General features: G+C 67.4%; 21 protein-coding genes and 4 tRNA genes. 24 read left to right on the top strand and 1 reads right to left on the bottom strand.

Features of this window, described 5'->3' with window-relative positions; all coding sequences use genetic code 11:
• Positions 1-163 precede the first annotated feature (163 nt).
• The 11 genes from ABD951_RS21450 to rplA all read left to right on the top strand — a co-directional run bounded on the left by ABD951_RS21450 (position 164) and on the right by rplA (position 4,818).
• Positions 164-246 (top strand) — tRNA-Tyr (locus ABD951_RS21450).
• A gap of 148 nt (positions 247-394) precedes the next feature.
• Positions 395-467, top strand: a tRNA-Thr gene (locus tag ABD951_RS21445).
• Between the two features lie 40 nt (positions 468-507).
• A tRNA-Met gene (locus tag ABD951_RS21440) sits at positions 508-580 on the top strand.
• Positions 581-652: 72 nt separating this feature from the next.
• The gene (gene rpmG / locus ABD951_RS21435; RefSeq protein ID WP_031937658.1) at positions 653-820 is read left to right on the top strand and encodes a 50S ribosomal protein L33; all 168 of its coding nucleotides are present in this window, start codon (positions 653-655) and stop codon (positions 818-820) included.
• A gap of 123 nt (positions 821-943) precedes the next feature.
• Positions 944-1,399 (top strand): (3R)-hydroxyacyl-ACP dehydratase subunit HadA, encoded by a 456-nt coding sequence (hadA, locus tag ABD951_RS21430; protein WP_345349887.1) that lies wholly within the window; start codon positions 944-946, stop codon positions 1,397-1,399.
• Positions 1,399-1,827 carry a (3R)-hydroxyacyl-ACP dehydratase subunit HadB gene (hadB, locus tag ABD951_RS21425; RefSeq protein ID WP_345349884.1) on the top strand — a complete coding sequence of 143 codons (429 nt, stop codon included), beginning with the start codon at positions 1,399-1,401 and terminating at the stop codon, positions 1,825-1,827. The genes hadA and hadB overlap by 1 nt, the downstream gene beginning before the upstream one ends.
• Before the next feature lie 174 nt (positions 1,828-2,001).
• Positions 2,002-2,074: transfer RNA gene (locus ABD951_RS21420), tRNA-Trp, on the top strand.
• 31 nt (positions 2,075-2,105) lie between these two features.
• Positions 2,106-2,540 carry a preprotein translocase subunit SecE gene (secE, locus tag ABD951_RS21415; protein ID WP_345349881.1) on the top strand — a complete coding sequence of 145 codons (435 nt, stop codon included), beginning with the start codon at positions 2,106-2,108 and terminating at the stop codon, positions 2,538-2,540.
• A 58-nt stretch (positions 2,541-2,598) separates the two neighbouring features.
• Positions 2,599-3,417: a transcription termination/antitermination protein NusG gene (gene nusG / locus ABD951_RS21410; RefSeq protein WP_345349878.1), complete on the top strand. Its 819-nt coding sequence runs from the start codon at positions 2,599-2,601 to the stop codon at positions 3,415-3,417.
• Positions 3,418-3,497: 80 nt separating this feature from the next.
• On the top strand, positions 3,498-3,932 hold the full coding sequence (gene rplK / locus ABD951_RS21405) for a 50S ribosomal protein L11 (protein ID WP_031937663.1): 435 nt from the start codon (positions 3,498-3,500) through the stop codon (positions 3,930-3,932).
• Between the two features lie 169 nt (positions 3,933-4,101).
• The gene (rplA, locus tag ABD951_RS21400; RefSeq protein WP_345349871.1) at positions 4,102-4,818 is read left to right on the top strand and encodes a 50S ribosomal protein L1; all 717 of its coding nucleotides are present in this window, start codon (positions 4,102-4,104) and stop codon (positions 4,816-4,818) included.
• A gap of 112 nt (positions 4,819-4,930) precedes the next feature.
• Here the strand turns inward: rplA and ABD951_RS21395 are convergent, their stop codons facing one another.
• Entirely contained in the window at positions 4,931-6,499 is a 1,569-nt protein-coding gene (locus ABD951_RS21395; protein ID WP_345349868.1) for an MFS transporter, read from the bottom strand.
• A gap of 460 nt (positions 6,500-6,959) precedes the next feature.
• On the opposite strand from ABD951_RS21395, the gene rplJ reads away from it, so the two are divergent.
• The 13 genes from rplJ (at position 6,960) to ABD951_RS21330 (ending at position 19,969) form a co-directional block, all read left to right on the top strand.
• On the top strand, positions 6,960-7,496 hold the full coding sequence (gene rplJ / locus ABD951_RS21390; RefSeq protein WP_345349865.1) for a 50S ribosomal protein L10: 537 nt from the start codon (positions 6,960-6,962) through the stop codon (positions 7,494-7,496).
• 109 nt (positions 7,497-7,605) lie between these two features.
• A complete protein-coding gene (gene rplL, locus ABD951_RS21385) occupies positions 7,606-7,992 on the top strand; it encodes a 50S ribosomal protein L7/L12 (RefSeq protein ID WP_345349862.1) in 387 nt (128 codons plus the stop codon).
• Positions 7,993-8,295: 303 nt separating this feature from the next.
• Positions 8,296-9,345, top strand: a complete 1,050-nt coding sequence (locus tag ABD951_RS21380; RefSeq protein ID WP_345349859.1) for an ABC transporter ATP-binding protein — start codon at positions 8,296-8,298, stop codon at positions 9,343-9,345.
• Between the two features lie 6 nt (positions 9,346-9,351).
• Positions 9,352-10,146, top strand: coding sequence for an MlaE family ABC transporter permease (locus ABD951_RS21375; RefSeq protein WP_345349856.1), 795 nt, complete (start codon positions 9,352-9,354; stop codon positions 10,144-10,146).
• Position 10,147: 1 nt separating this feature from the next.
• Positions 10,148-11,008, top strand: coding sequence for an MlaE family ABC transporter permease (locus ABD951_RS21370; protein WP_345349853.1), 861 nt, complete (start codon positions 10,148-10,150; stop codon positions 11,006-11,008).
• On the top strand, positions 11,005-12,384 hold the full coding sequence (locus ABD951_RS21365) for an MCE family protein (protein WP_345349850.1): 1,380 nt from the start codon (positions 11,005-11,007) through the stop codon (positions 12,382-12,384). The genes ABD951_RS21370 and ABD951_RS21365 overlap by 4 nt, the downstream gene beginning before the upstream one ends.
• Before the next feature lie 8 nt (positions 12,385-12,392).
• On the top strand, positions 12,393-13,460 hold the full coding sequence (locus tag ABD951_RS21360) for an MCE family protein (RefSeq protein ID WP_345350686.1): 1,068 nt from the start codon (positions 12,393-12,395) through the stop codon (positions 13,458-13,460).
• Positions 13,457-14,455, top strand: coding sequence for an MCE family protein (locus tag ABD951_RS21355; RefSeq protein ID WP_345349847.1), 999 nt, complete (start codon positions 13,457-13,459; stop codon positions 14,453-14,455). Before ABD951_RS21360 ends, ABD951_RS21355 begins: the two co-directional genes overlap by 4 nt.
• A complete protein-coding gene (locus tag ABD951_RS21350) occupies positions 14,455-15,741 on the top strand; it encodes an MCE family protein (RefSeq protein WP_425569906.1) in 1,287 nt (428 codons plus the stop codon). Before ABD951_RS21355 ends, ABD951_RS21350 begins: the two co-directional genes overlap by 1 nt.
• 38 nt (positions 15,742-15,779) lie before the next feature.
• Positions 15,780-17,078: an MCE family protein gene (locus ABD951_RS21345; protein WP_425569919.1), complete on the top strand. Its 1,299-nt coding sequence runs from the start codon at positions 15,780-15,782 to the stop codon at positions 17,076-17,078.
• Entirely contained in the window at positions 17,075-18,325 is a 1,251-nt protein-coding gene (locus ABD951_RS21340) for an MCE family protein (RefSeq protein WP_345349844.1), read from the top strand. The genes ABD951_RS21345 and ABD951_RS21340 overlap by 4 nt, the downstream gene beginning before the upstream one ends.
• A gap of 77 nt (positions 18,326-18,402) precedes the next feature.
• Entirely contained in the window at positions 18,403-18,993 is a 591-nt protein-coding gene (locus ABD951_RS21335) for a hypothetical protein (RefSeq protein ID WP_345349841.1), read from the top strand.
• 49 nt (positions 18,994-19,042) lie between these two features.
• Complete coding sequence (locus ABD951_RS21330; RefSeq protein WP_345349838.1) at positions 19,043-19,969, top strand: hypothetical protein; 927 nt, start codon at positions 19,043-19,045, stop codon at positions 19,967-19,969.
• Positions 19,970-20,310 lie beyond the last annotated feature (341 nt).

Below are 20,310 nucleotides of genomic sequence, written 5' to 3'. Positions count from 1 at the left end.
TTTCTCCCTACTTCGTCGGTCGCCGCCCGGTACTCGGGGGTCGAGAACCCCACGATAACCACACGGTTTGCATTTACCCGCCCCGGTGGTTGTATTCTTCTCATCGCGCCAGGGAGAACCGGCCGGCCCGCGAGGGTCAACCGAGATTTCCTGGATGACACCAGGCAGGTTGCCCGAGCGGCCAATGGGAGCGGACTGTAAATCCGTCGGCTTACGCCTACGTAGGTTCGAATCCTACACCTGCCACACCTGGGTCCCGGCGAGTGCGAGCTCGCTGGGACCTGGTGGTTGGACAGTTCGAAGAAGGCTCCTGACCAGGCGGTTTGGAACTCCGGACACGGACTGTGTAACCTCTTGGAGGCTTCAACGCACGGCCTACCGTGCAGCGGAGCATGCCCCCTTAGCTCAGTCGGCAGAGCGTTTCCATGGTAAGGAAAAGGTCAACGGTTCGATTCCGTTAGGGGGCTCGCTGGATGGGTGTCACGTAAGCTGACACCGATGCATCGAGGCGGTGTAGCTCAGTCGGTAGAGCAAACGACTCATAATCGTTGTGTCGCCGGTTCAAGTCCGGCCATCGCTACAGACCATGAAGAATGGCTCTGGTTGACCCTGACCAGAGTGACCAGTCAGTTTCCTGAAAGAAGGCATACCCGTGGCCTCCTCCACCGACGTTCGACCCAAGATCACCTTGGCCTGCGAGGTATGCAAGCACCGGAACTACATCACCAAGAAGAACCGGCGCAACGATCCTGACCGGCTCGAGCTGAAGAAGTTCTGCCCGAACTGCGGAACGCATCAGGCTCACCGCGAATCCAAGTAGCATCAATCGCGTGCCCCGCAGAGTGCGGGGCACGCGATTTTTTCATGTCGACGTGGGGGCCGGATACGGGAAGACCCGTGACCGGCCCATTGCTGCGTCCAGCGCAGATAGGGTTCCCCTTCGGTGAAACTGAACGCTGATCTCGTTGGCCTGCATCACAGGTTCAGCGACTATTACGAGGTCGGCCGCGAGAAGGTGCGCGAGTACGCGCGTGCGGTCAAGAACGACGACCCCGTGTTCCGGAGCGAGGCGGCCGCGAACGAGCTCGGATACGACGGCCTGGTGGCTCCCCTCACCTTCATCTCGGTGTTCGGGTTCCTGGCGCAGGAGGAGTTCTTCGAGGCCCTCGGCATCGAGATGGACCTGAGCAACATCCTGCACACGGACCAGCGGCTGGTCTTCCATCGTCCGATGAAGGTCGGTGACCGGCTGTACTGCGACGTCTTCGTGGATTCGTTCCGCGTGATGGGTGGCAGCGACATCATCGTGACCCGCAACGACATCACCGACCAGGACGGTGAACCGGTGCTGACCACCTACACCACGCTGATGGGCCGGCACGTCGAGGAGGGCGAGTGATGGCGCTGCGCAAGTTCGAGGACGTCGTCGCCGGGCAGGAGCTGCCGCTGAAGGTGGTCCCGCTGACGCGTTCCGACCTCGTCCAGTACGCGGGCGTCGCCGGCGACCCGAACCCGATCCACTGGGACGACGCGGTCGCGCGATCAGTGGGTTTGCCAACGGCGGTCGCGCACGGCATGCTGACGATGGGTGTCGGAGCCGGGTACATCACGTCCTGGCTCGGGGACCCGGGCGCGGTGCTCGAGTACAACGTCCGCTTCACCAGCCCTGTCTACGTTCCGAACGATGACAAGGGTGTCGAGATCGAGCTGACCGGTAAGGTACGCTCGGTCGACGATGAGGCCCGCGCAGCGGTGATCGCCATCGTGGCCAAGGTGGACGGCAAGAAGATTTTCGGTCGAGCCACCGCAACCGTCCGACTCGGCTGATTTCGGCCGATTCGGTTTGTAAGACCACCGTGCAGTACACTGAGATTTCTGGGATCGTTCAGCGCTGCGCGCTGCCCTACGGTGCAAGTGGTGCCGTTCGGGGTGGCGCGCGTGTTGTGTGGTCGCAGAGTTGGTCGACCGGTTCGTGAGTTCGCGAACGTGGCGGTCGACCAAAGGGGCGTAGCTCAACTGGCAGAGCAGCGGTCTCCAAAACCGCAGGTTGCAGGTTCAAGTCCTGTCGCCCCTGCCCCGGATGTCAGCAACGGAGAGGAACGACGGTGAGCGAGGATCGCGGAAAGGCCGAGAACTCGGCAGGGTCCTTGGGCACCGACGACAGCGACGCGACCGCCTCGCAGTCCTCTCGTCCGACTGGCAAGCGTCCGGGCCGCCGTTCCCGCGCCGCCGCATCGGCCGCGGACGTCCCGGCCGCGACCACTGTCGCCGCCGGCGCAGGCGCCCCGGCGGAGTCCGCCGCCAAGTCGACGGGCTCGTCGAAGACCAAGTCCGACAAGCCGCGCAAGGAGAACTTCTTCAAGCGCCTGCGTCGGTTCCTTCGTGAGGTCGTCGCCGAGCTGCGCAAGGTGATCTGGCCGAATCGCAAGCAGATGATCACCTACACCACCGTCGTCGTGGTCTTCGTGGCGTTCATGGTGGCGTTCGTCAGCGGTTTGGACCTGGCGTTCATCAAGGGCGTCAGCTGGTTGTTCGGCTGATCCGTACGGACATGTGGTCCGGACACCGACAATGCAATGAGAGGAAGCGAGTGCGCCAGTGAGCACCCCCGATAACGACGCAGTAGAGGCCGTGGCCGGAGAGCCCGTAGCCGATGACGCGGTCGGTGCGGAGTCCGCTGACGGCGTGGTCGCCGACGAGACCGCCGCGACCGACGAGTTCGAGGCCCCCGAGTCGGAGGGCACAGAGGCCGAGGGCGCAGATGCCGAGGCCGTCGCCGACGAGGAGCCGGTCGACCCCGTCGCCGAGATGAAGGCCGCGCTGCGGCGCGCCCCGGGCGACTGGTACGTCATCCACTCGTACGCCGGGTACGAGAACAAGGTGAAGGCGAACCTCGAGACCCGCGTGCAGAACCTCGACGTCGGTGACTACATCTTCCAGGTCGAGGTCCCGACCGAAGAGGTCACCGAGATCAAGAACGGCCAGCGCAAGCAGGTCAACCGCAAGGTGCTGCCGGGTTACATCCTGGTTCGCATGGAGCTCAACGACGAGTCCTGGGGCGCGGTGCGCAACACCCCCGGTGTCACCGGCTTCGTCGGCGCCACCTCGCGGCCGTCCCCGCTGACCATCAACGAGGTCGTCAAGTTCCTGATGCCGCAGCAGGGCGCGAAGAAGCCTGCCGCCGCCGCGGCCACCGCGGCCGCCGGCGAGGTTGCTGCCGAAACCGCCGCCAAGCCGCTGATCGAGGTGGACTTCGAGGTCGGCGAGTCGGTCACCGTCATGGACGGCCCGTTCGCGACCCTTCCGGCCAGCATCAGCGAGGTCAATGCCGAGCAGCAGAAGCTCAAGGTGCTGGTCTCGATCTTCGGCCGCGAGACGCCGGTCGAGTTGTCGTTCAACCAGGTCTCCAAGATCTGACGCGGTTCCCGGTTGGAACGGCCCACACACTTGCACTGCAGTAGGGCAAGAAACACACCCAGCAAGAAATAGGAACGAAGATGCCCCCCAAGAAGAAGAAGCTCGCAGGGCTGATCAAGCTTCAGATCCAGGCCGGTCAGGCGAACCCTGCCCCGCCGGTGGGTCCCGCGCTCGGTCAGCACGGCGTGAACATCATGGAGTTCTGCAAGGCTTACAACGCGGCGACTGAGTCCCAGCGCGGCAACGTGATCCCGGTCGAGATCTCCGTCTACGAAGACCGGACCTTCGACTTCAAGCTGAAGACCCCGCCGGCCGCCAAGCTGCTGCTCAAGGCCGCTGGTGTGCAGAAGGGCTCCGGCGAGCCGCACAAGACCAAGGTCGCGACCGTGACCATGGACCAGGTGCGCGAGATCGCGAAGACCAAGCAGGAAGACCTCAACGCCAACGACATCGACGCCGCCGCGAAGATCATCGCCGGCACCGCCCGTTCCATGGGCATCACCGTCGAAGGCTGAGCGCAGCGAAGACTGCATCGGCTCCGAGGGGCTGAGCGCAGCGCAGGCTGCATCCGCGCCGTGAGGCGACGGAACCCAAGATCGCGTGGGAGGGCCGGCCAGGCCCGCAACCACAACTGAACCATTCGCCCGGCGCGACGACGCAGGGTGAGAAGTAAGGACAGAACACATGGCAAAGCGCAGCAAGGCATACCTCGCCGCCGCCGAGAAGGTCGACCAGAGCACGCTCTACAGCCCGCTGCAGGCTGCGAAGCTGGCCAAGGAGACCTCCTCCTCGAAGATGGACGCGACCGTCGAGGTCGCCGTCCGCCTGGGCGTCGATCCCCGCAAGGCGGATCAGATGGTCCGTGGCACCGTCAACCTCCCGCACGGCACCGGTAAGACCGCCCGTGTGATCGTGTTCGCCGCGGGCGAGAAGGCCGCCGAGGCCGAGGCCGCCGGCGCGGACGCCGTGGGTGCCGAGGACCTGATCGAGCGCATCCAGGGCGGCTGGCTGGACTTCGACGCCGCGATCGCCACCCCGGACCAGATGGCCAAGGTCGGCCGCATCGCCCGCGTCCTCGGACCGCGTGGCCTGATGCCGAACCCGAAGACGGGCACCGTCACCACCGACGTGGCGAAGGCCGTTGCGGACATCAAGGGCGGCAAGATCAACTTCCGCGTCGACAAGCAGGCCAACCTGCACTTCGTGATCGGCAAGGCGTCGTTCGACGACGCCAAGCTGGTGGAGAACTACGGCGCCGCGCTGGACGAGATCCTGCGTGCGAAGCCGTCGTCGGCCAAGGGCCGCTACGTCAAGAAGGTCACGGTTTCGACCACCACCGGACCGGGCATCCCGGTGGACCCGAACCGTACCCGCAACCTCCTCGAGGATGCCGAGGCGTAGTTCACGCGCGTCAGACGAGGCCGGCCCGGAGTTCGCTCCGGGCCGGCCTTTTCGCATGTCAGGGTGCGGAATCGCGGTCGGGTCGATCCGATCCCCGCCAGCCCAGCAGCGCCTAGCCCCCGCCGGTCGGGGCCCACGGCATCAGGATCGCGACGAGCAGCGCACAGGCGACGACCGCGCCGGCCGCGACCAGTGACGCGGTGTGCGAGCCGTGCAGCACCGTGGTCTTCATCGTGGTGATCAGCTGCTCGCGCTGCGGTTCGAGCACCGCGGGAAGGGCGCGTGCGCGGATCTCGAGGACGCTGAGCACTGTCGCGCGGGCGAACCCCTTCTCGTCCTCGTTCATGAACGAGGACGGGATCCGGTCGACGACCGGCGCAATCGTCGTGGCGTAGTAGGACGCGACGACCGATCCGAGCACCGCGACCCCGAGCGTGCCGCCGATCTCGCGGGTGGTGTCGTTGACCGCGGACCCGGCGCCCGCTTCGTCCGGCGGCAACGCGGACATGATCGACTCGGTCGCGGGTCCCTGGACGATGGCCAGGCCGAGTGCCGTCGACACCATCGAGGGCAACACCCCGGTCAGGTAGCTGCTGTTCACGTCGACCAGGCCGCCGAGGTACAGACCCAGGCCCGACAGCATCAGTCCGGAGACGATGACGGCGGTCGCGCCGACCCGCTGTGCGAGCAGGGTCGCGATCGGGGCGCCGATCGCGACGGCGGCCGCGAACGGCAGCGAGGCGATCCCGAACCCGAGCGGCGTGTACTCCCGGACGCCCTGGAAGTACTGCGTGATCAGGAACAGGAACCCGAACAGCGAGAAGTAGCCGACGGCGATCGCGAGCGCCGGCAGCGCGAACCTGCGGTTGCGGAACAGCCGCATGTCGAGGATCGGATCGGGCGTGCGCAGCTCCCAGGCGACGAACGCGGCGAGCAGGACGGCGGCTCCCGTGATGCCGCCCAGCGTGGCCGGGCCCGTCCAGCCGTGCCGCGGGGCCTCGATGATCGACCACACCAGCAGTGTCACTCCGGTGATCGAGAGCGTGATCCCGGCCGGGTCGAGTCGCTTCGCGGTCGTCGACTTCGAGGCCGGGACGAGGACCAGGGTGGCGACGATCGCGGCCGCGGCGATCGGGACGTTGATCCAGAACACCGAGTGCCAGGAGAAGTGTTCGAGCAGCCAGCCGCCCGACATCGGGCCGATCGCGATCGCGAATCCGGCCATCGCGGTCCAGGCCGCGATCGCGAGGGCGCGTTCGCGCGCGTCGGTGAAGATGTTGATGATCAGCGCGAGGGTCGCCGGGAACACCGCGGCGGCGAAGACGCCCATCGCCGCGCGGGCGGCGATGACGGTGCCGAGGGTCTCGGCGCTCGCGCCGGCAACGGACATCAGTCCGACGCCGGCCAGACCGATCAGCAGGAGTCGTCTGCGCCCGTATCGGTCACCGAGGTTGCCGCACGCCAACAGCAAGCCGGCGAAGGTGAGCGTGTACGCGTCGACGACCCACTGCAGCCCGCTGACTCCGGTGCGCAGCTGAACACCGATCGAGGGCAGGGCGACGTTGACGATGGTGTTGTCGAGTACGACCAGGAGTTCGGCCAGGCAGATCACCGCGAGTGCGGCGAATCGGCGTGCCCGTGCGGTGTCGGGGGCCCGGACCGGTTCGAGTGTGGACGTCATGGGACGACCCTAGTTGTAGATGTTACGTACGGTAACAGGCAAAGCGGACCCCGTTCGGCGGCATGCGTCACAAAGGGCGCGATGGTGTGGCGTTCGTCACCTGCGGCCGCTGCGGGTGCCGACCGTTTTGGTGTTCGTTCTCTGTGTCCGGTACCGTGGCCGGAAGAGTTCGAACATTTTCGAGTTCACCCCAACAAGTTCTACCCAAGACCGTTGGTCACCGGAGTTCACCGCCTGTCGGCGGGGTCCGGTTGAAGGTCCGGAGCATGTCCGGCGGCCCACGCAGGAGGACGAGGCTGGGGGAGACCTCCGGGCCGGCGTGAGCTGGATCGAGTGCTCCTCGTGTACGCCCCGTGTGCCCTGCACCGGGGCGTTTTTCGTGTTGCGGCCCCTTCGGGCCGGTCACCCGAGTGGTGTCCGGCGCATCATGCCAACACGATGTCACGAGAGGAGGCGAAGTATGGCAAAGCCCGAGAAGGTCACCGCGGTTGCGGAGATCGCTGAGCAGTTCAAGGGTTCGACGGCCGCCGTGGTCACGGAGTTCCGTGGTCTGTCGGTGACGAGCCTGACGCAGCTGCGTCGCGCGCTCGGAGAAGGCGCCACCTACTCCGTCGCCAAGAACACCCTGGTCAAGCGTGCCGCCGCAGAGGCGGGCGTCGAGGGCCTTGACGACCTGTTCGTCGGACCGACCGCCATTGCGTTCATCAAGGGCGAGCCGGTCGACGCTGCGAAGGCACTGAAGACCTTCGCGAAGGACAACAAGGCACTCGTCATCAAGGGCGGCTACATGGACGGCGCTGCGCTGTCCGTGGACGAGGTCAACAAGATCGCGGACCTCGAGTCCCGCGAGGTCTTGCTGGCCAAGATGGCCGGCGCGATGAAGGGCAACTTGGCAAAGGCCGCGGGCCTGTTCAACGCTCCCGCGTCGCAGGTGGCCCGCCTGGCCGCCGCGCTGCAGGAGAAGAAGGCCGCGGAAGGTTCCGCAGCCGAAAGCTGATCCGCACGAGGCTCGGGTCCGCACGGATCCGGTCTTGCGTATCACGTAACACCACCCATCCCACCTCGTCGCGGATCAGCGACATGGGACTTACAGGAAGGACGCCATCATGGCGAAGCTCACCACCGAAGAGTTGCTGGACCAGTTCAAGGAGCTCACCCTGCTCGAGCTCTCGGAGTTCGTGAAGGCGTTCGAGGAGACCTTCGAGGTCACCGCCGCTGCTCCGGTTGCCGTTGCCGTCGCCGGTGCCCCGGCCGCCGCTGCCGAGGCCGCTGAGGAGCAGGACGAGTTCGACGTCATCCTCGAGGGTGCCGGCGACAAGAAGATCCAGGTCATCAAGGTCGTCCGCGAGGTCGTCTCCGGCCTGGGCCTGAAGGAGGCGAAGGACCTCGTCGAGGGCGCTCCGAAGCCGATCCTGGAGAAGGTCGCCAAGGACGCCGCTGAGGCCGCCAAGGAGAAGCTGGTCGCTGCCGGCGCGACGGTCACCGTCAAGTAGGACGCATCTCGTGTAACGCTCCGGCGTCACGTACGACAAGAGGGTCGTTCCCCCGTGGGGGAGCGGCCCTCTTGTCGTCGTCCGGGGCCTTCGTCGTGTCGTTCGGGGCCGCCGTCGACGTGGACGCCCGTTCAGGATGATCGGGCGCATCGTCGCAGGTCGGCGGGGTTTTTCGTGGCCGGTCTGTCCGGATTGCAATCCATACTTACTCATGAGTAGCATAGGCAGTCACGGGTACCACATCGATGCGATAGAGTGACCCAACCCACAGTGGGGGTGACCTGTCGAACAGCGTGGAGGTAAGTGGTGGGAGTAGAGGTAGCGGTCAAGGGACTGACCAAGTCTTTCGGCTCGCAGAAGATCTGGCAGGACGTGACGTTGACGCTGCCCGCGGGGGAGGTCAGCGCACTGCTGGGGCCGTCCGGCACCGGCAAGTCGGTGTTCCTCAAGTCCCTGATCGGCCTGCTGCGCCCCGAGGAGGGCGAGATCGTCATCGACGGCACCGACATCTTGAAGTGCTCGTCGAAAGAGCTGTACGAGGTCCGGCAGATGTTCGGTGTGCTGTTCCAGGACGGCGCCCTGTTCGGGTCGATGAACCTCTACGACAACGTCGCGTTCCCGCTCCGCGAGCACACCAAGAAGTCCGAGTCCGACATCCGCAAGATCGTGATGGAGAAGCTCGAGCTCAACGGTCTGCTCGGCGCCGAGAACAAGCTGCCCGGTGAGATCTCCGGTGGTATGCGCAAGCGCGCCGGCCTCGCGCGCGCCCTCGTGCTCGACCCCGAGATCATCCTCGTCGACGAGCCCGACTCGGGCCTCGATCCCGTGCGCACCACGTACCTCAGCCAGCTGCTGATCGACATCAACGCGCAGATCGACGCGACGATCCTGATCGTGACGCACAACATCAACCTGGCCCGCACGGTGCCGGACAACCTGGGCATGCTCTTCCGCAAGCACCTGGTCATGTTCGGTCCCCGCGAGGTCCTGCTGACCAGCGAGGAGCCGGTCGTCAAGCAGTTCCTCAACGGCAGCAAGATCGGCCCGATCGGCATGTCCGAGGAGAAGGACGACTCGCAGATGGCGGCCGAGCTGGCGATGAAGGAGGCCGGTCACCACGACGGCTCGCAGGAGGTCTCCGGGGTGGTCCCGCAGATGCAGGCCACGCCCGGCATGCCGGTGCGTCAGGCGGTCGCCCGCCGGCAGGCCCGCGTGCGGTCGATCCTGCACACCCTGCCGCCGGAGGCACAGCACAGCATCATCGCGAGCCTCGGCGACGGCGACGCCGCGACCCAGGTGATTCCGGCATACAGCGATTCCGGCGCGGAGTCGTCCTCCTGGGGTAACGGGTAGCCGCGGGTGGGGGGATCGAAGAGTGCGCTGCTGAGCCCGATCTCTGCAGCGCTGACCCAGGCGGGCCTGATCGTCCAGCTGTTCGTCGATGTCGTCCGCAACCTGTTCCGCAAGCCGTTCCAGTTCCGCGAGTTCATCGAGCAGGCCTGGTTCATCGCGAGTGTCACCATCCTGCCGACCGCGCTCGTCGCGATTCCGTTCGGTGCCGTGGTGTCACTGCAGACAGGTTCGCTGATCAAGCAGCTCGGGGCGGAGGCGTTCACCGGCGCGGCCAGCGTGCTGGCCGTGATCCAGCAGGGCAGTCCGATCGTGACCGCCCTGCTGATCGCCGGTGCGGCGGGCTCGGCGGTCACCGCCGACCTGGGGTCGCGCACGATTCGTGAGGAGATCGACGCGATGGAGGTGCTGGGCATCAACCCGATCCAGCGTCTCGTCGTCCCGCGCGTCCTCGCGATGGTGCTCGTTGCGCTCCTGCTCAACGGCCTCGTCTCGGTCGTCGGCATCGCGGGCGGTTACTTCTTCAACGTGATCCTCCAGGGCGGCACCCCCGGTGCCTACCTCGCGTCGTTCTCGGCGCTCGCGCAGTTGCCCGACCTCTACATCGCGGAGGCCAAGGCCGCGATCTTCGGTGTCATCGCGGGTGTCGTCGCCGCCTACAAGGGGCTGCACCCGAACCCGGGTCCGAAGGGCGTCGGCGAGGCCGTGAACCAGACAGTCGTCATCACGTTCCTGCTGCTGTTCTTCGCGAACCTGATCCTGACGATGGTGTACCTGCAGATCGTTCCGGCGAAGGGGGCGTGAGATGACCATCGCCAAGGGACGCGGGGACCGCGCCCTCATGCAGGTGCGCCGGGCGGGGCGTGCCCCGCTGCACGCGCTCGACCGCGCCGGCGACCAGATGTCGTTCTACGCGCGTGCGATCGGCTGGATCCCGCGCACGGTCACGCACTACGGCCGCGAGGTTCTGCGGCTGCTCGCCGAGGTCACGTTCGGCAGCGGCGCGCTCGCCGTCATCGGCGGCACCATCGGCGTGATCGTGATGATGTCCGGGTTCACCGGCGTCGTCGTCGGCCTGCAGGGCTACGCCGCACTCGACCAGCTCGGCAGCTCGGTGCTCACCGGCTTCCTGTCGGCGTACGTCAACACCCGCGAGATCGCGCCGATCGTCGCGGCGCTGGCCCTCTCGGCGACGGTCGGTTGTGGTTTCACCGCCCAGCTCGGCGCGATGCGCATCTCGGAGGAGATCGATGCGCTCGAGGTGATGGCGGTGCCCTCGGTGCCGTTCCTCGTCACCACCCGCATGGTGGCCGGGTTCATCGCGGTCATCCCGCTCTACATCGTCGGCCTGCTGGCGTCGTATTTCGCCTCGCGGATCATCAGCACCCTGTTCAACGGGCAGTCCAGCGGTTCCTACGACCACTACTTCAACCTGTTCCTGCCGCCCGCGGACGTGCTGTGGTCGTTCGGCAAGGTACTCGTGTTCGCGTTCGTGCTGATCATGATCCACTGCTACTACGGCTACAACGCGTCCGGTGGACCCGCCGGCGTCGGCGTGGCCGTCGGCCGGGCGGTGCGGACGGCGATCGTCACGATCGCGGTGCTCGACTTCTTCCTGAGTCTCGCGATCTGGGGCACGACGACAACCGTGCGGGTGGCGGGATGAGCGGCCCGGTTGTTCGCCGGCGCGTGCTCGGCCTCGTGTTCTTCCTGGTGCTCGCGCTGTTCGTGGGTTTCACGATCGGGATGTACACCAAGTCGTTCAAGAACGTCGTCTCGGTCAACCTGGTCACCGACACGGTCGGCAACTCGCTGCCCTCGCACGCCGACGTCAAGGTCCGCGGTCTGATCGTCGGTGAGGTGCGCTCGTCGTCGACCGAGCAGGGCACGGTCACCTCGGTGCTGGCGATCGACCCGGACAAGGCACCACTGATCCCGTCCAACTCGACCGCACAGCTGCTGCCGAAGACGCTGTTCGGTGAGCGGTACGTGGCGCTGATCGTGCCGCCCGGCGACACCGCCACCCCGATCACCGAGGGCAGCACCCTGTACCAGGACAAGAGCGGCAACGCGGTCGAGATCGGGGAGCTCCTCGACGGGCTGCTGCCGCTGCTGCAGGCGATCCCACCGCAGGACCTCGCAAGCACCCTCGGCGCGCTGAACCAGGCGCTGTCCGGTCGCGGCGACGAGATCGGCGTCAGCCTGGAGCGGCTCGAGACCATCTTCGCCGGTGTCAACACCGAACTGCCGAACCTGCAGCAGGGCCTGAAGGGGCTCGCGGACTTCTCGCAGACGTACGCCGATGCGGCGCCGGAGCTGGTCAACGCGCTCGACAACCTGCGCACCACCGGCGCGACCGTGGTGCAGCAGCAGAACCAGATCCGGGCGCTGATGTCCACGGTCACCGCGACCAGCGGCAGCACCGCGGACTTCCTGCAGAGCAACCGCGACGCGTTGATCTCCATCGCGGCCGACTCCCGGGAGACCCTCCAGGTGCTGGCCGCCGCGTCGCCGACGTTCGGGTGCACGTTCGCGCAGTTCGTGCCGATCGTGAACAACGCGAGCGCGATCCTCGGTCTCAATCCCGACGGCAGCCTGCAGGACCATCCCGGTGCCCGGGCCGCGACGGTGTTCGTCAACCCGAAGGGCCGGTACCTGCCGAACCAGGACGAGCCGAGGCTCTTCGACAACCGCGGAGCCAAGTGCTACACACCGGCGGCTCCCGGTGACAAGTTCCCGCAGTACCCCGGCGGCTCGTACAACGACGGCGCGTACCAGGTGCCGTCGCGCAATCCCGGTCCGTCCTACGTGCCGTCACCGGCGGCGCCGCAGTACGCACCGATGCCGAGCGCCGCGACCGGCCAACCGGCGGTCGGGGTCGCGGCGAACACACCGGCCCGGTACACCGGCTCGACGCTCGAGCAGGACACCCTGGCGGTGATCTACGGGGAGGGCACGGGCACGTTGCCGGAGAACGTGCCGGGTTGGACGACACTGCTGGGGGCACCGGCGCTGAGGGGGACCGAGGTGAGCGTCCGATGAAGAGCCAGTTGCGGGGTCTCGCCGGACCGCTGACCAAGCTCGTCATCTTCGCAATCGTCACGATCGTGGCGACCGCGACGTTGGCGTTCACGATCGCGAACACCAGCGGCGGGGGCGGCACCAAGTTCAACGCCGTGTTCTCCGACGTCACCTCGCTGAACAAGGGTGACGAGGTCCGCATCGCCGGTGTCCGGGTCGGGCAGGTCGACAAGATCGCGATCGTCAACGACCGGGAGGCGAAGGTCCAGTTCTCGTTGACGGATCGGGACTGGCTGCCGGCCGGCTCGACGGCCACGATCCGGTACCGCAACCTCGTCGGCCAGCGCTACATCGCGTTGGAGCAGGGCACCGGACAGCAGGGCATGAAGCTGACGGAGGGCGAGACCATCGGTCTCGACCACACGAAGCCTGCGGTCAACCTGACCACCCTGTTCAACGGATTCCGGCCGCTGTTCCAGACACTCAGCGCCGACGACGTGAACAAGCTGTCGTACCAGATCATCCAGGTGTTCCAGGGAGAGGGCGGCACCATCTCGGAGCTCGTGCGCAACACCGCGACCCTGACCAACACGATCGCCGACAAGGATCGGGTGATCGGGGACGTCATCACCAACCTCAACGGTGTCCTCGACACCGTGAACAAGCACGACGACGAGCTCAGCTCGCTGATCGTGAACACCGAGCAGCTGGTCACCGGCCTCGCCAACGACCGCGGCGTGGTCGGCGACGCGGTGACCTCGCTCGCCGGTCTGGCCGACACCACCGCGGCCGTGCTCGAGCCGACCCGGCCGTCGATCCAGGGGTCGGTGTCCGCGCTGAACACGCTCGCGGGGACGTTGAACGAGCAGGACGCGGCGGTGAACAAGATCCTGCAGAACCTCCCGGTGAAGCTCGACAAGCTCAGCCGGATCGCGAGCTACGGATCCTGGTTCCAGTTCTACCTGTGCGGCATCGACGTCGTCGCGGGCCCGGGCGAGTCGAAGTACCTGAACCTGCCGACCGGTCTGCCGACGATCAACCAGCCGATCTACACGAACTCGGCACCGCGCTGCTCGGCGAACGGGGCGGGCCAGTGAAGGCACAACGCCGGAGCCCCGCCAGCATCGGTGCCCTCGGCATCGTCGTCGTGCTGCTCGCGACCATGTCGGCCTTCTTCCTCGACGACCTGCCGATCATCGGAGCGGGTGCCACGTACCGCGCCGAGTTCAGTGAGGCGGCCGGACTCAAGCCCGGCAACGAGGTCCGCATCGCCGGGGTGAAGGTCGGCAAGGTCACCGGGGTCGCGCTCGACGGCGACCGCGTCGACGTCGCGTTCAAGGTCAAGGACGCCTGGGTCGGCGACCAGACCACCGCGTCGATCCAGATCAAGACGATCCTCGGGCAGAAGTACCTGGCTCTCGATCCGCGGGGTGCGTCGGCGTTGCGGGCGGGGGATCCGATCCCGCTCGAGCGCACGACGTCGCCCTACGACGTGATCGACGCGTTCTCCAGCGCCGCGACCACGCTCGAGAAGATCGACACCCGGCAGCTCGCGCAGAGCATGCAGACGCTGTCGGACGCGTTCGCCGGAACCCCGGCGGATGTGCGGGCGTCCCTCGACGGCGTGTCCCGATTGTCCAGGACGATCGAGAGTCGTGACGCGGAGCTGACGAAGTTGTTCGCCGCGACCGCGAAGACGTCGAAGGTGCTCGCGGACCGCAACACCGAGTTCACGCGGCTGATCTCCAGCGCCGGTCTGCTGCTCGGCGAGCTCAACGCGCGCCAGCAGTCGATCGCCCAGCTCCTGACCGGAACGCAGCGGCTCTCCCAGCAGCTGACCGGCCTGGTCCGCGACAACGAGGCCCAGATCGGTCCGGCGCTCGAGCAGCTGCGGGGGGTCGTGCAGATCCTGGAAGACAACAACGCGAATCTCGACAAGGCGATCAAGCTGTACGCGCCGTTCACCCGCCTGTACGCGAACATCGTCGGCAACGGCCGGTGGTTCGACCAGGTCGTGGTCAACCTGACGCCGCCGCAGCTGCCGCTGATTCCGGGCGAGCGTCCTCCGGTGCGCACTGTGGGGGGTAACTGATGACGGGTATCACGTCGGGTCGGATGCCGAAGTTCAGCCGGGGGCAGATCCTGACCACCGTCGGCGTGCTGGTCGGCGCGCTGCTCCTCGCGTTCGGTGGCTGGTGGCTGTTCACCAGGGCGGGCACCACGCAGATCACCGCCTACTTCGACAAGTCGGTCGGCATCTACACCGGCTCGGACGTGCGGGTGCTCGGCGTCAAGGTCGGCAAGGTCGAGGAGGTCACCCCGCTCGGCGACCAGGTTCGGGTGGAGATGCGCGTCGACCGCGGGGTCGACATCCCGGCCGACGCGAAGGCCGCGCAGATCACCCCCTCGGTGGTCTCCGACCGGTACATCCAGCTCGCCCCGGCGTACAGCGGCGGTGAGGTGATGGAGTCGGGCGCCACCATTCCGCGGGAACGCACCGCGACCCCGGTCGAGGTGGACCAGCTGTACTCGAGCATCGAGGAGCTGTCCGAGGCGCTGGGCCCGAACGGGGCGAACAAGGACGGCGCCCTGTCGAATCTGGTCGACACCGCGGCGAAGAACCTCGACGGAAACGGTGAGGCGCTCGGCACCTCGATCACGGAGCTGTCGAAGGCCGCGGCCACGCTGAACTACTACCGCGGGGACCTCTTCGACACCGTCAAGAACCTGCAGACGTTCGTCAGTGCGCTGGCGGCCAACGACGCCCAGGTCCGGCAGTTCAACAGCCAGCTCGCCGACCTGAGTGGGTTCCTGTCGAACGAACGGCAGAACCTCGGTGCGGCGATCAACCAGCTGTCGGTCACGCTCGGCGACGTCGCGGTGTTCGTCCGCGACAACAAGGACCTCGTCGCGAGCAACGCGGAGGGGCTGGTGCAGGTGACGCAGACCCTCGCCGACAATCGGCAGGATCTCGTCGACTCGCTGACCACCCTGCCGCTGGCGATCAGCAACGTCGTCAACTCGTACGACGCCGAGTCCGGCACGCTGGCATCCCGGGTGAACCTGCCGGAGACGCAGGACCCGTTCGGCACGCTGTGCAAGCTGATGGACCTCGGGAAGCTGATGCCCGGGGATCCGAGGTTCGACGCGCTGAGCCGGCAGATGCGCCCGGTCATCGACAACTGTGCCGCGATCATGTCCCAGGTCACCGCCGGGGTGAAGACGCCGACGCTGAACCTGCCCTTCGGCATCCTCAGCGGCGACAATCTGCAGCGGCCGTCGCAGCCGGGCACCCTCCCGGGCGCCATCTCGCCGCGGCTGGGCAACTCGCAGGCACCCGGTCTGAGTGACCAGAACATTCCAAGGGGTGGGCAGTGAAGCGGGTGGGGAAGGCGCAGCCGTGGGCAGTGAAGCGGGTGGGGAAGGCGGAGCCGGCGGGGGTCGGGCGACTGCTCGGTGTCGGCGCGGGTGCGTGTGCCCTCGCGCTGGTCGTGTCGGGGTGCGGGTCGGGCGTCTACGGCATCCCGCTGCCCGGTGGCGCCGATCTCGGTGAGAACCCGATGCACCTGACGGTGCAGTTCGAGGACGTGCTGGACCTGGTGCCGCAGTCGACGGTGAAGGTGGACGGTGTCCCGGTCGGCCGGGTCGAGGAGATCGGCGTTCCGGACGACGGGTGGACCGCGAACGTGAACGTGGTCGTCGACTCGGCGGTGAACCTGCCCTCGAACGCGGTGGCGAGCGTGCAGCAGACCAGCCTGCTCGGCGAGAAGTACATCGAGCTGACGGCGCCGAAGACGAATCCGTCTCCGACGCCGCTGGCCGACGGTGCGACGATCCCGGTGGATCGCACGCAGCACGTCACCGACATCGAGCAGGTGCTCGGTGCGCTGTCGTTGCTGCTCAACGGTGGTGGGGTGGCGCAGTTGCAGCCGATCATCCACGAGCTGACGACGGCCTTCGACGGCCGGGAGGTGCGGGTCCGGGGGCTGCTGGATCAGGCGAACACCTTGATCGACGGACTGAACCGGCAACGTGACGACATCACCCGTGCGCTGGACGGGCTCGACACCCTCAACGGTCGGGTCGTGGAGCAGACCGGTCAGATCGACAAGATCCTCACCGAGATCCCGCCGGCGGTGCAGGTCCTCAACGAACAGCGCCCGCAGTTCGTGCAGATGCTCGGGCAGCTGGATCGCCTCGGTCGGGTCGGCACCGACGTGCTGACCCAGTCGAAGGACAACCTGATCGCGGACCTGCGGGCGTTGCGTCCGACGCTGCAGGCGCTCGCCGATTCCAGCGAGGATCTGGTGACGGTGTTGCCGCTGATCCCGACGTTCCCGTTCCCGGACGGAGCGGAGAAGGTCATCCACGGCAACTCGATGAACCTGATCCTGACTCTCGACATGCGGCTGGGGCAGCAGCTCGAGGCGCTCGGTGTCGGGATGCCGGATCCGGTGTACGTGCCGCCGCCGCCCGGCTACAACGGGTACGTGCCGAAGGTCGACCCGTCGAACCCGTACTACAACGGGAACGGCCCGCGGCCGGGCTGGCCGACGGTGTCGCTGTTGCCGCTGCCGCCGATCGTGCCGGCGCCGGCGCCGCCTCCGGGGCAACCGGTGGCGCCGGGCACCGAACCGGTACGCGGCACGGTCGAACAGGCTCCGCAGAACCCGTTGAGCGGGCTGCTCCAGAAGCTGGGGGTGGGTGGCCGATGAGGTCTCGCCTGGTTCGGTACCAGTTGGTCGCGTTCATCCTGGTCGCGGCCGTGGGACTGCTGTATGTCGGCGCGAAGTACGTGCGCCTGGACAACCTCCTCGGGTTCGGTCAGTACACGGTGACCGCCGATTTCGCGGACTCCGGCGGCATCTTCACCAACGCCGAGGTGACGTACCGGGGCGTCCCGGTGGGTCGGGTGGGGGATCTGCACCTGACCGACGACGGTGTCGAGGTGGATCTGCTGCTCAACACCGGTGCGCCGAAGGTGCCGGCGTCGGCGCGGGCGGTTGTCGCGAACCGGTCCGCGATCGGTGAGCAGTACGTCGATCTGCAGCCGACGAGCGACGAGGGCCCGTATCTCCAGGCCGGCTCGGTCATCACCCGGCAGGACACGTCGATCCCGGTGCCGGTGGAGCAGGTGCTCTCGAGCACCAATTCGCTGGTCCGGTCGGTGCCGGTGGACGCGCTGAACACCACCGTGACGGAGCTGGGCCGAGCGTTCGACGGTCGCGGCGACGACCTGCAGGTGCTGGTCGATTCGCTGAACACGCTGAGCGAGGCTGGTGAGGAGAATCTGCCCGAGACGCTGCGACTGATCCACGACAGCCGGATCGTGCTGGACACGCAGTCGACGCAGTCGTCGTCGATCCGGCAGTTCAGCGCGGACATCGACCGCATCTCCGCGCAGCTGCGCGACAGCGACCCGGATCTGCGTCGGCTGATCGTGTCGGGGACCGCCGCGAGCAACGAGGTGGGGTCGCTGATCGACACCGCGGGTCCGGCGCTGACGACCGATCTGCACAATCTGGCCGCGGTGTCGGCCGTTCTGGGGCCGCGCTCGCTCGCGTTGAACATCCTGCTGACGTTCCTGCCCGCGCTGGCCGCGGGTGCGAGCACGGCGGCGCCGGGTGACGGCACCCTGCATCAGGGCCTGCTGCTCGAGACGAACAACCCGCCGCCGTGTACGCAGGGCTACGAGGGCACGCAGCAGATCCTCGATCAGATGAAGCGGGAGAACCCGAACTTCGACCCGACCCGCGACGAGTTCCCGCTGAACACGAAGGCCAACTGCACCACGCCGTTGGGCAGTGTGACCGGTGTCCGGTCGGCCAACCGGATCGTGTACGCGGACCCGAACACGCCGCAGCCGTGGGACAACAAGCCGAAGGTCGATCCCGACAAGCTCAACCTGAACCCGATCGCGACGCAGCTCGCAACGCTGATGGGCATCACGCCCAAGGGGTGACCGGGGTGGGTCGCCGCGGCCGTCGGTGACGGCGGTCGCGGCGAGCGCAAGTTACTTTCAAGTAGGGTGTGGATGTGATGCGTAGCACGACACTGCTCAAGCCTGCCCTCGCGGTGGTGAGTCTTCTGGCTCTCGTCGCCCTCGGGTGTGCGGTCTGGTTCGGTTACGGCTGGGCGCACGCCTTGCTCTCCGACAAGCCGGCGGCGGCCGCCCGGGACGACGCGCTCACCGGTGCGCGGCAGGCCGCGATCAACCTGAACACCGTCGATTCCGCGAACCTCGACCAGACGTTCGCGAACATGGAGTCGTCGATCACGGGTGACGAGATGACCAACTCGTTGAACGAGACCCGCGACCAGATGGCCGAGCAGGTCAAACAGACCGGTGCCAAGAGCGAGGCGCAGGTCGTCGACGCCGCCCTTACCGACTTCAGCCGCGACGAGGGGTCTGCGACGTCGCTGGTGGTGCTCACCACCACGACGACCTGGCCGAATCAGCAGCCGAAGAAGGTCAAGGTCACGATGCGCATCGGGTTGACCGAGGTCGACGGTGTGTGGAAGGCGTCGAAGGTCGCGAACGTGGGCGCGCCGCTGGCGATGGACGCGGGATCGCCGGCACCGACTCCGGCGCCCGCCCCACCCGCCGACGCGAACACCGGCGGTCAGTAGCACCTCCAGCAGTTCGAGTCGTCCGCAGCGTTTCAAGGAGTATCGACCAGTGCCCCCAACTCGTCGCACCAGCAACACCCCGCAGCCGAAGGGCCGTCGCCCGAAGATCGCGGGCACCGGCCCCGCGGCGGCGCGACGGTCCACCGACCGGCCCACCGAGCCGGTCGAGCCGTCGACACCGTCCGAGCAGGCACCGGACGAGGTCGCGCCCGCAGCGGACGCGGCCGCACCGGACGTCACGGGAGCGGCGGCGGCGCGGCCGGAGGCGCCCGGGGACGAGCGGGCGGCCGCGACGTCACCCGGCGACGAGCCCGATGCGGGCGAGGGCGCCGGCCGACCCGTGGACGCCGGCTCGGCCGCCGCCGACCCGCCGGTGGCGGAGCCGTCGGCCCCGGCCAGGCCGGTGAACCGCACAACGTCGCTGCGTCCGCGCACGCCGTCCGGCGACGAGGGGGGCGCGGAGGCCGCCGCCGACCCCGCCGAGGCGCGCGCCGGCTGGATGCGGGTGGCGGTGATCGGCGCCCTCGCGCTGGCGCTGGGGGCGTTCGCGGTGGTCGCCGCGTTCCGTCCCGGGGCGACGGTGTCCAACCGCGCCTGGGTCGACACCGCGGCGACCACGCAGGTGTCGGCGGCCGCGCGGGACGCGATCCAGACGCTCTACTCGTACAAGTTCGACACCGTGGACCAGGACTTCGACAAGGCGCGCGCGGTGCTCACCGACGACATGCGCACGGAGTTCGACAAGACCGCGAAGGTGACGCGCGACGCGGTGGTCCAGACCAAGACGGAGACGAACGCCCAGGTCACGGACATCGGGGTGAAGCTGCTCGACGACGAGCACGCCGAGTTGGTGGCGAGCATGAACGTCAGCGCGAGCAACGACGGCGTCGCTCAGGGCAGCGCCGAGGGGCCGCTGTCGGTGACGATGAAGAAGGTCGGCGACGCGTGGTTGCTGGCCGACATCCGGGACCGCTGACGTCGGGTTCGGGCGTGGTGACGTCGCAATAGGGCCGAAAGCGTCGAGTCGGCCTTGACGCGGAGGGCGTGACACGTCACTCTATTGGGCGAGGCATGCGAGCAATCGCGGGTCAGAGTGATTACGCGCCGGCGCAAATGGAGGCATCGGGCGCGGTGACGCTCAGGCTCGTGAGCGTCGACCACATCTCCCTGTGACGGCACCCGCGTCAGCGGTGCACATCTCGCGGTGCGTCGCCGGTGTGCAACGTCGTAGTGACGTGACAGCGGTGAACACCGTGCCTTCGAGGCGTCCGTGTCGGGCGTGCTCTTCGGGCTGCGGGGGCTCCACCCTGCCCGGTT

Origin of the sequence: Rhodococcus olei, assembly GCF_039540555.1 — a bacterium.
Lineage (GTDB): Bacteria > Actinomycetota > Actinomycetes > Mycobacteriales > Mycobacteriaceae > Rhodococcus_G > Rhodococcus_G olei.
This window is presented reverse-complemented; position numbering and strand designations above follow the sequence as displayed.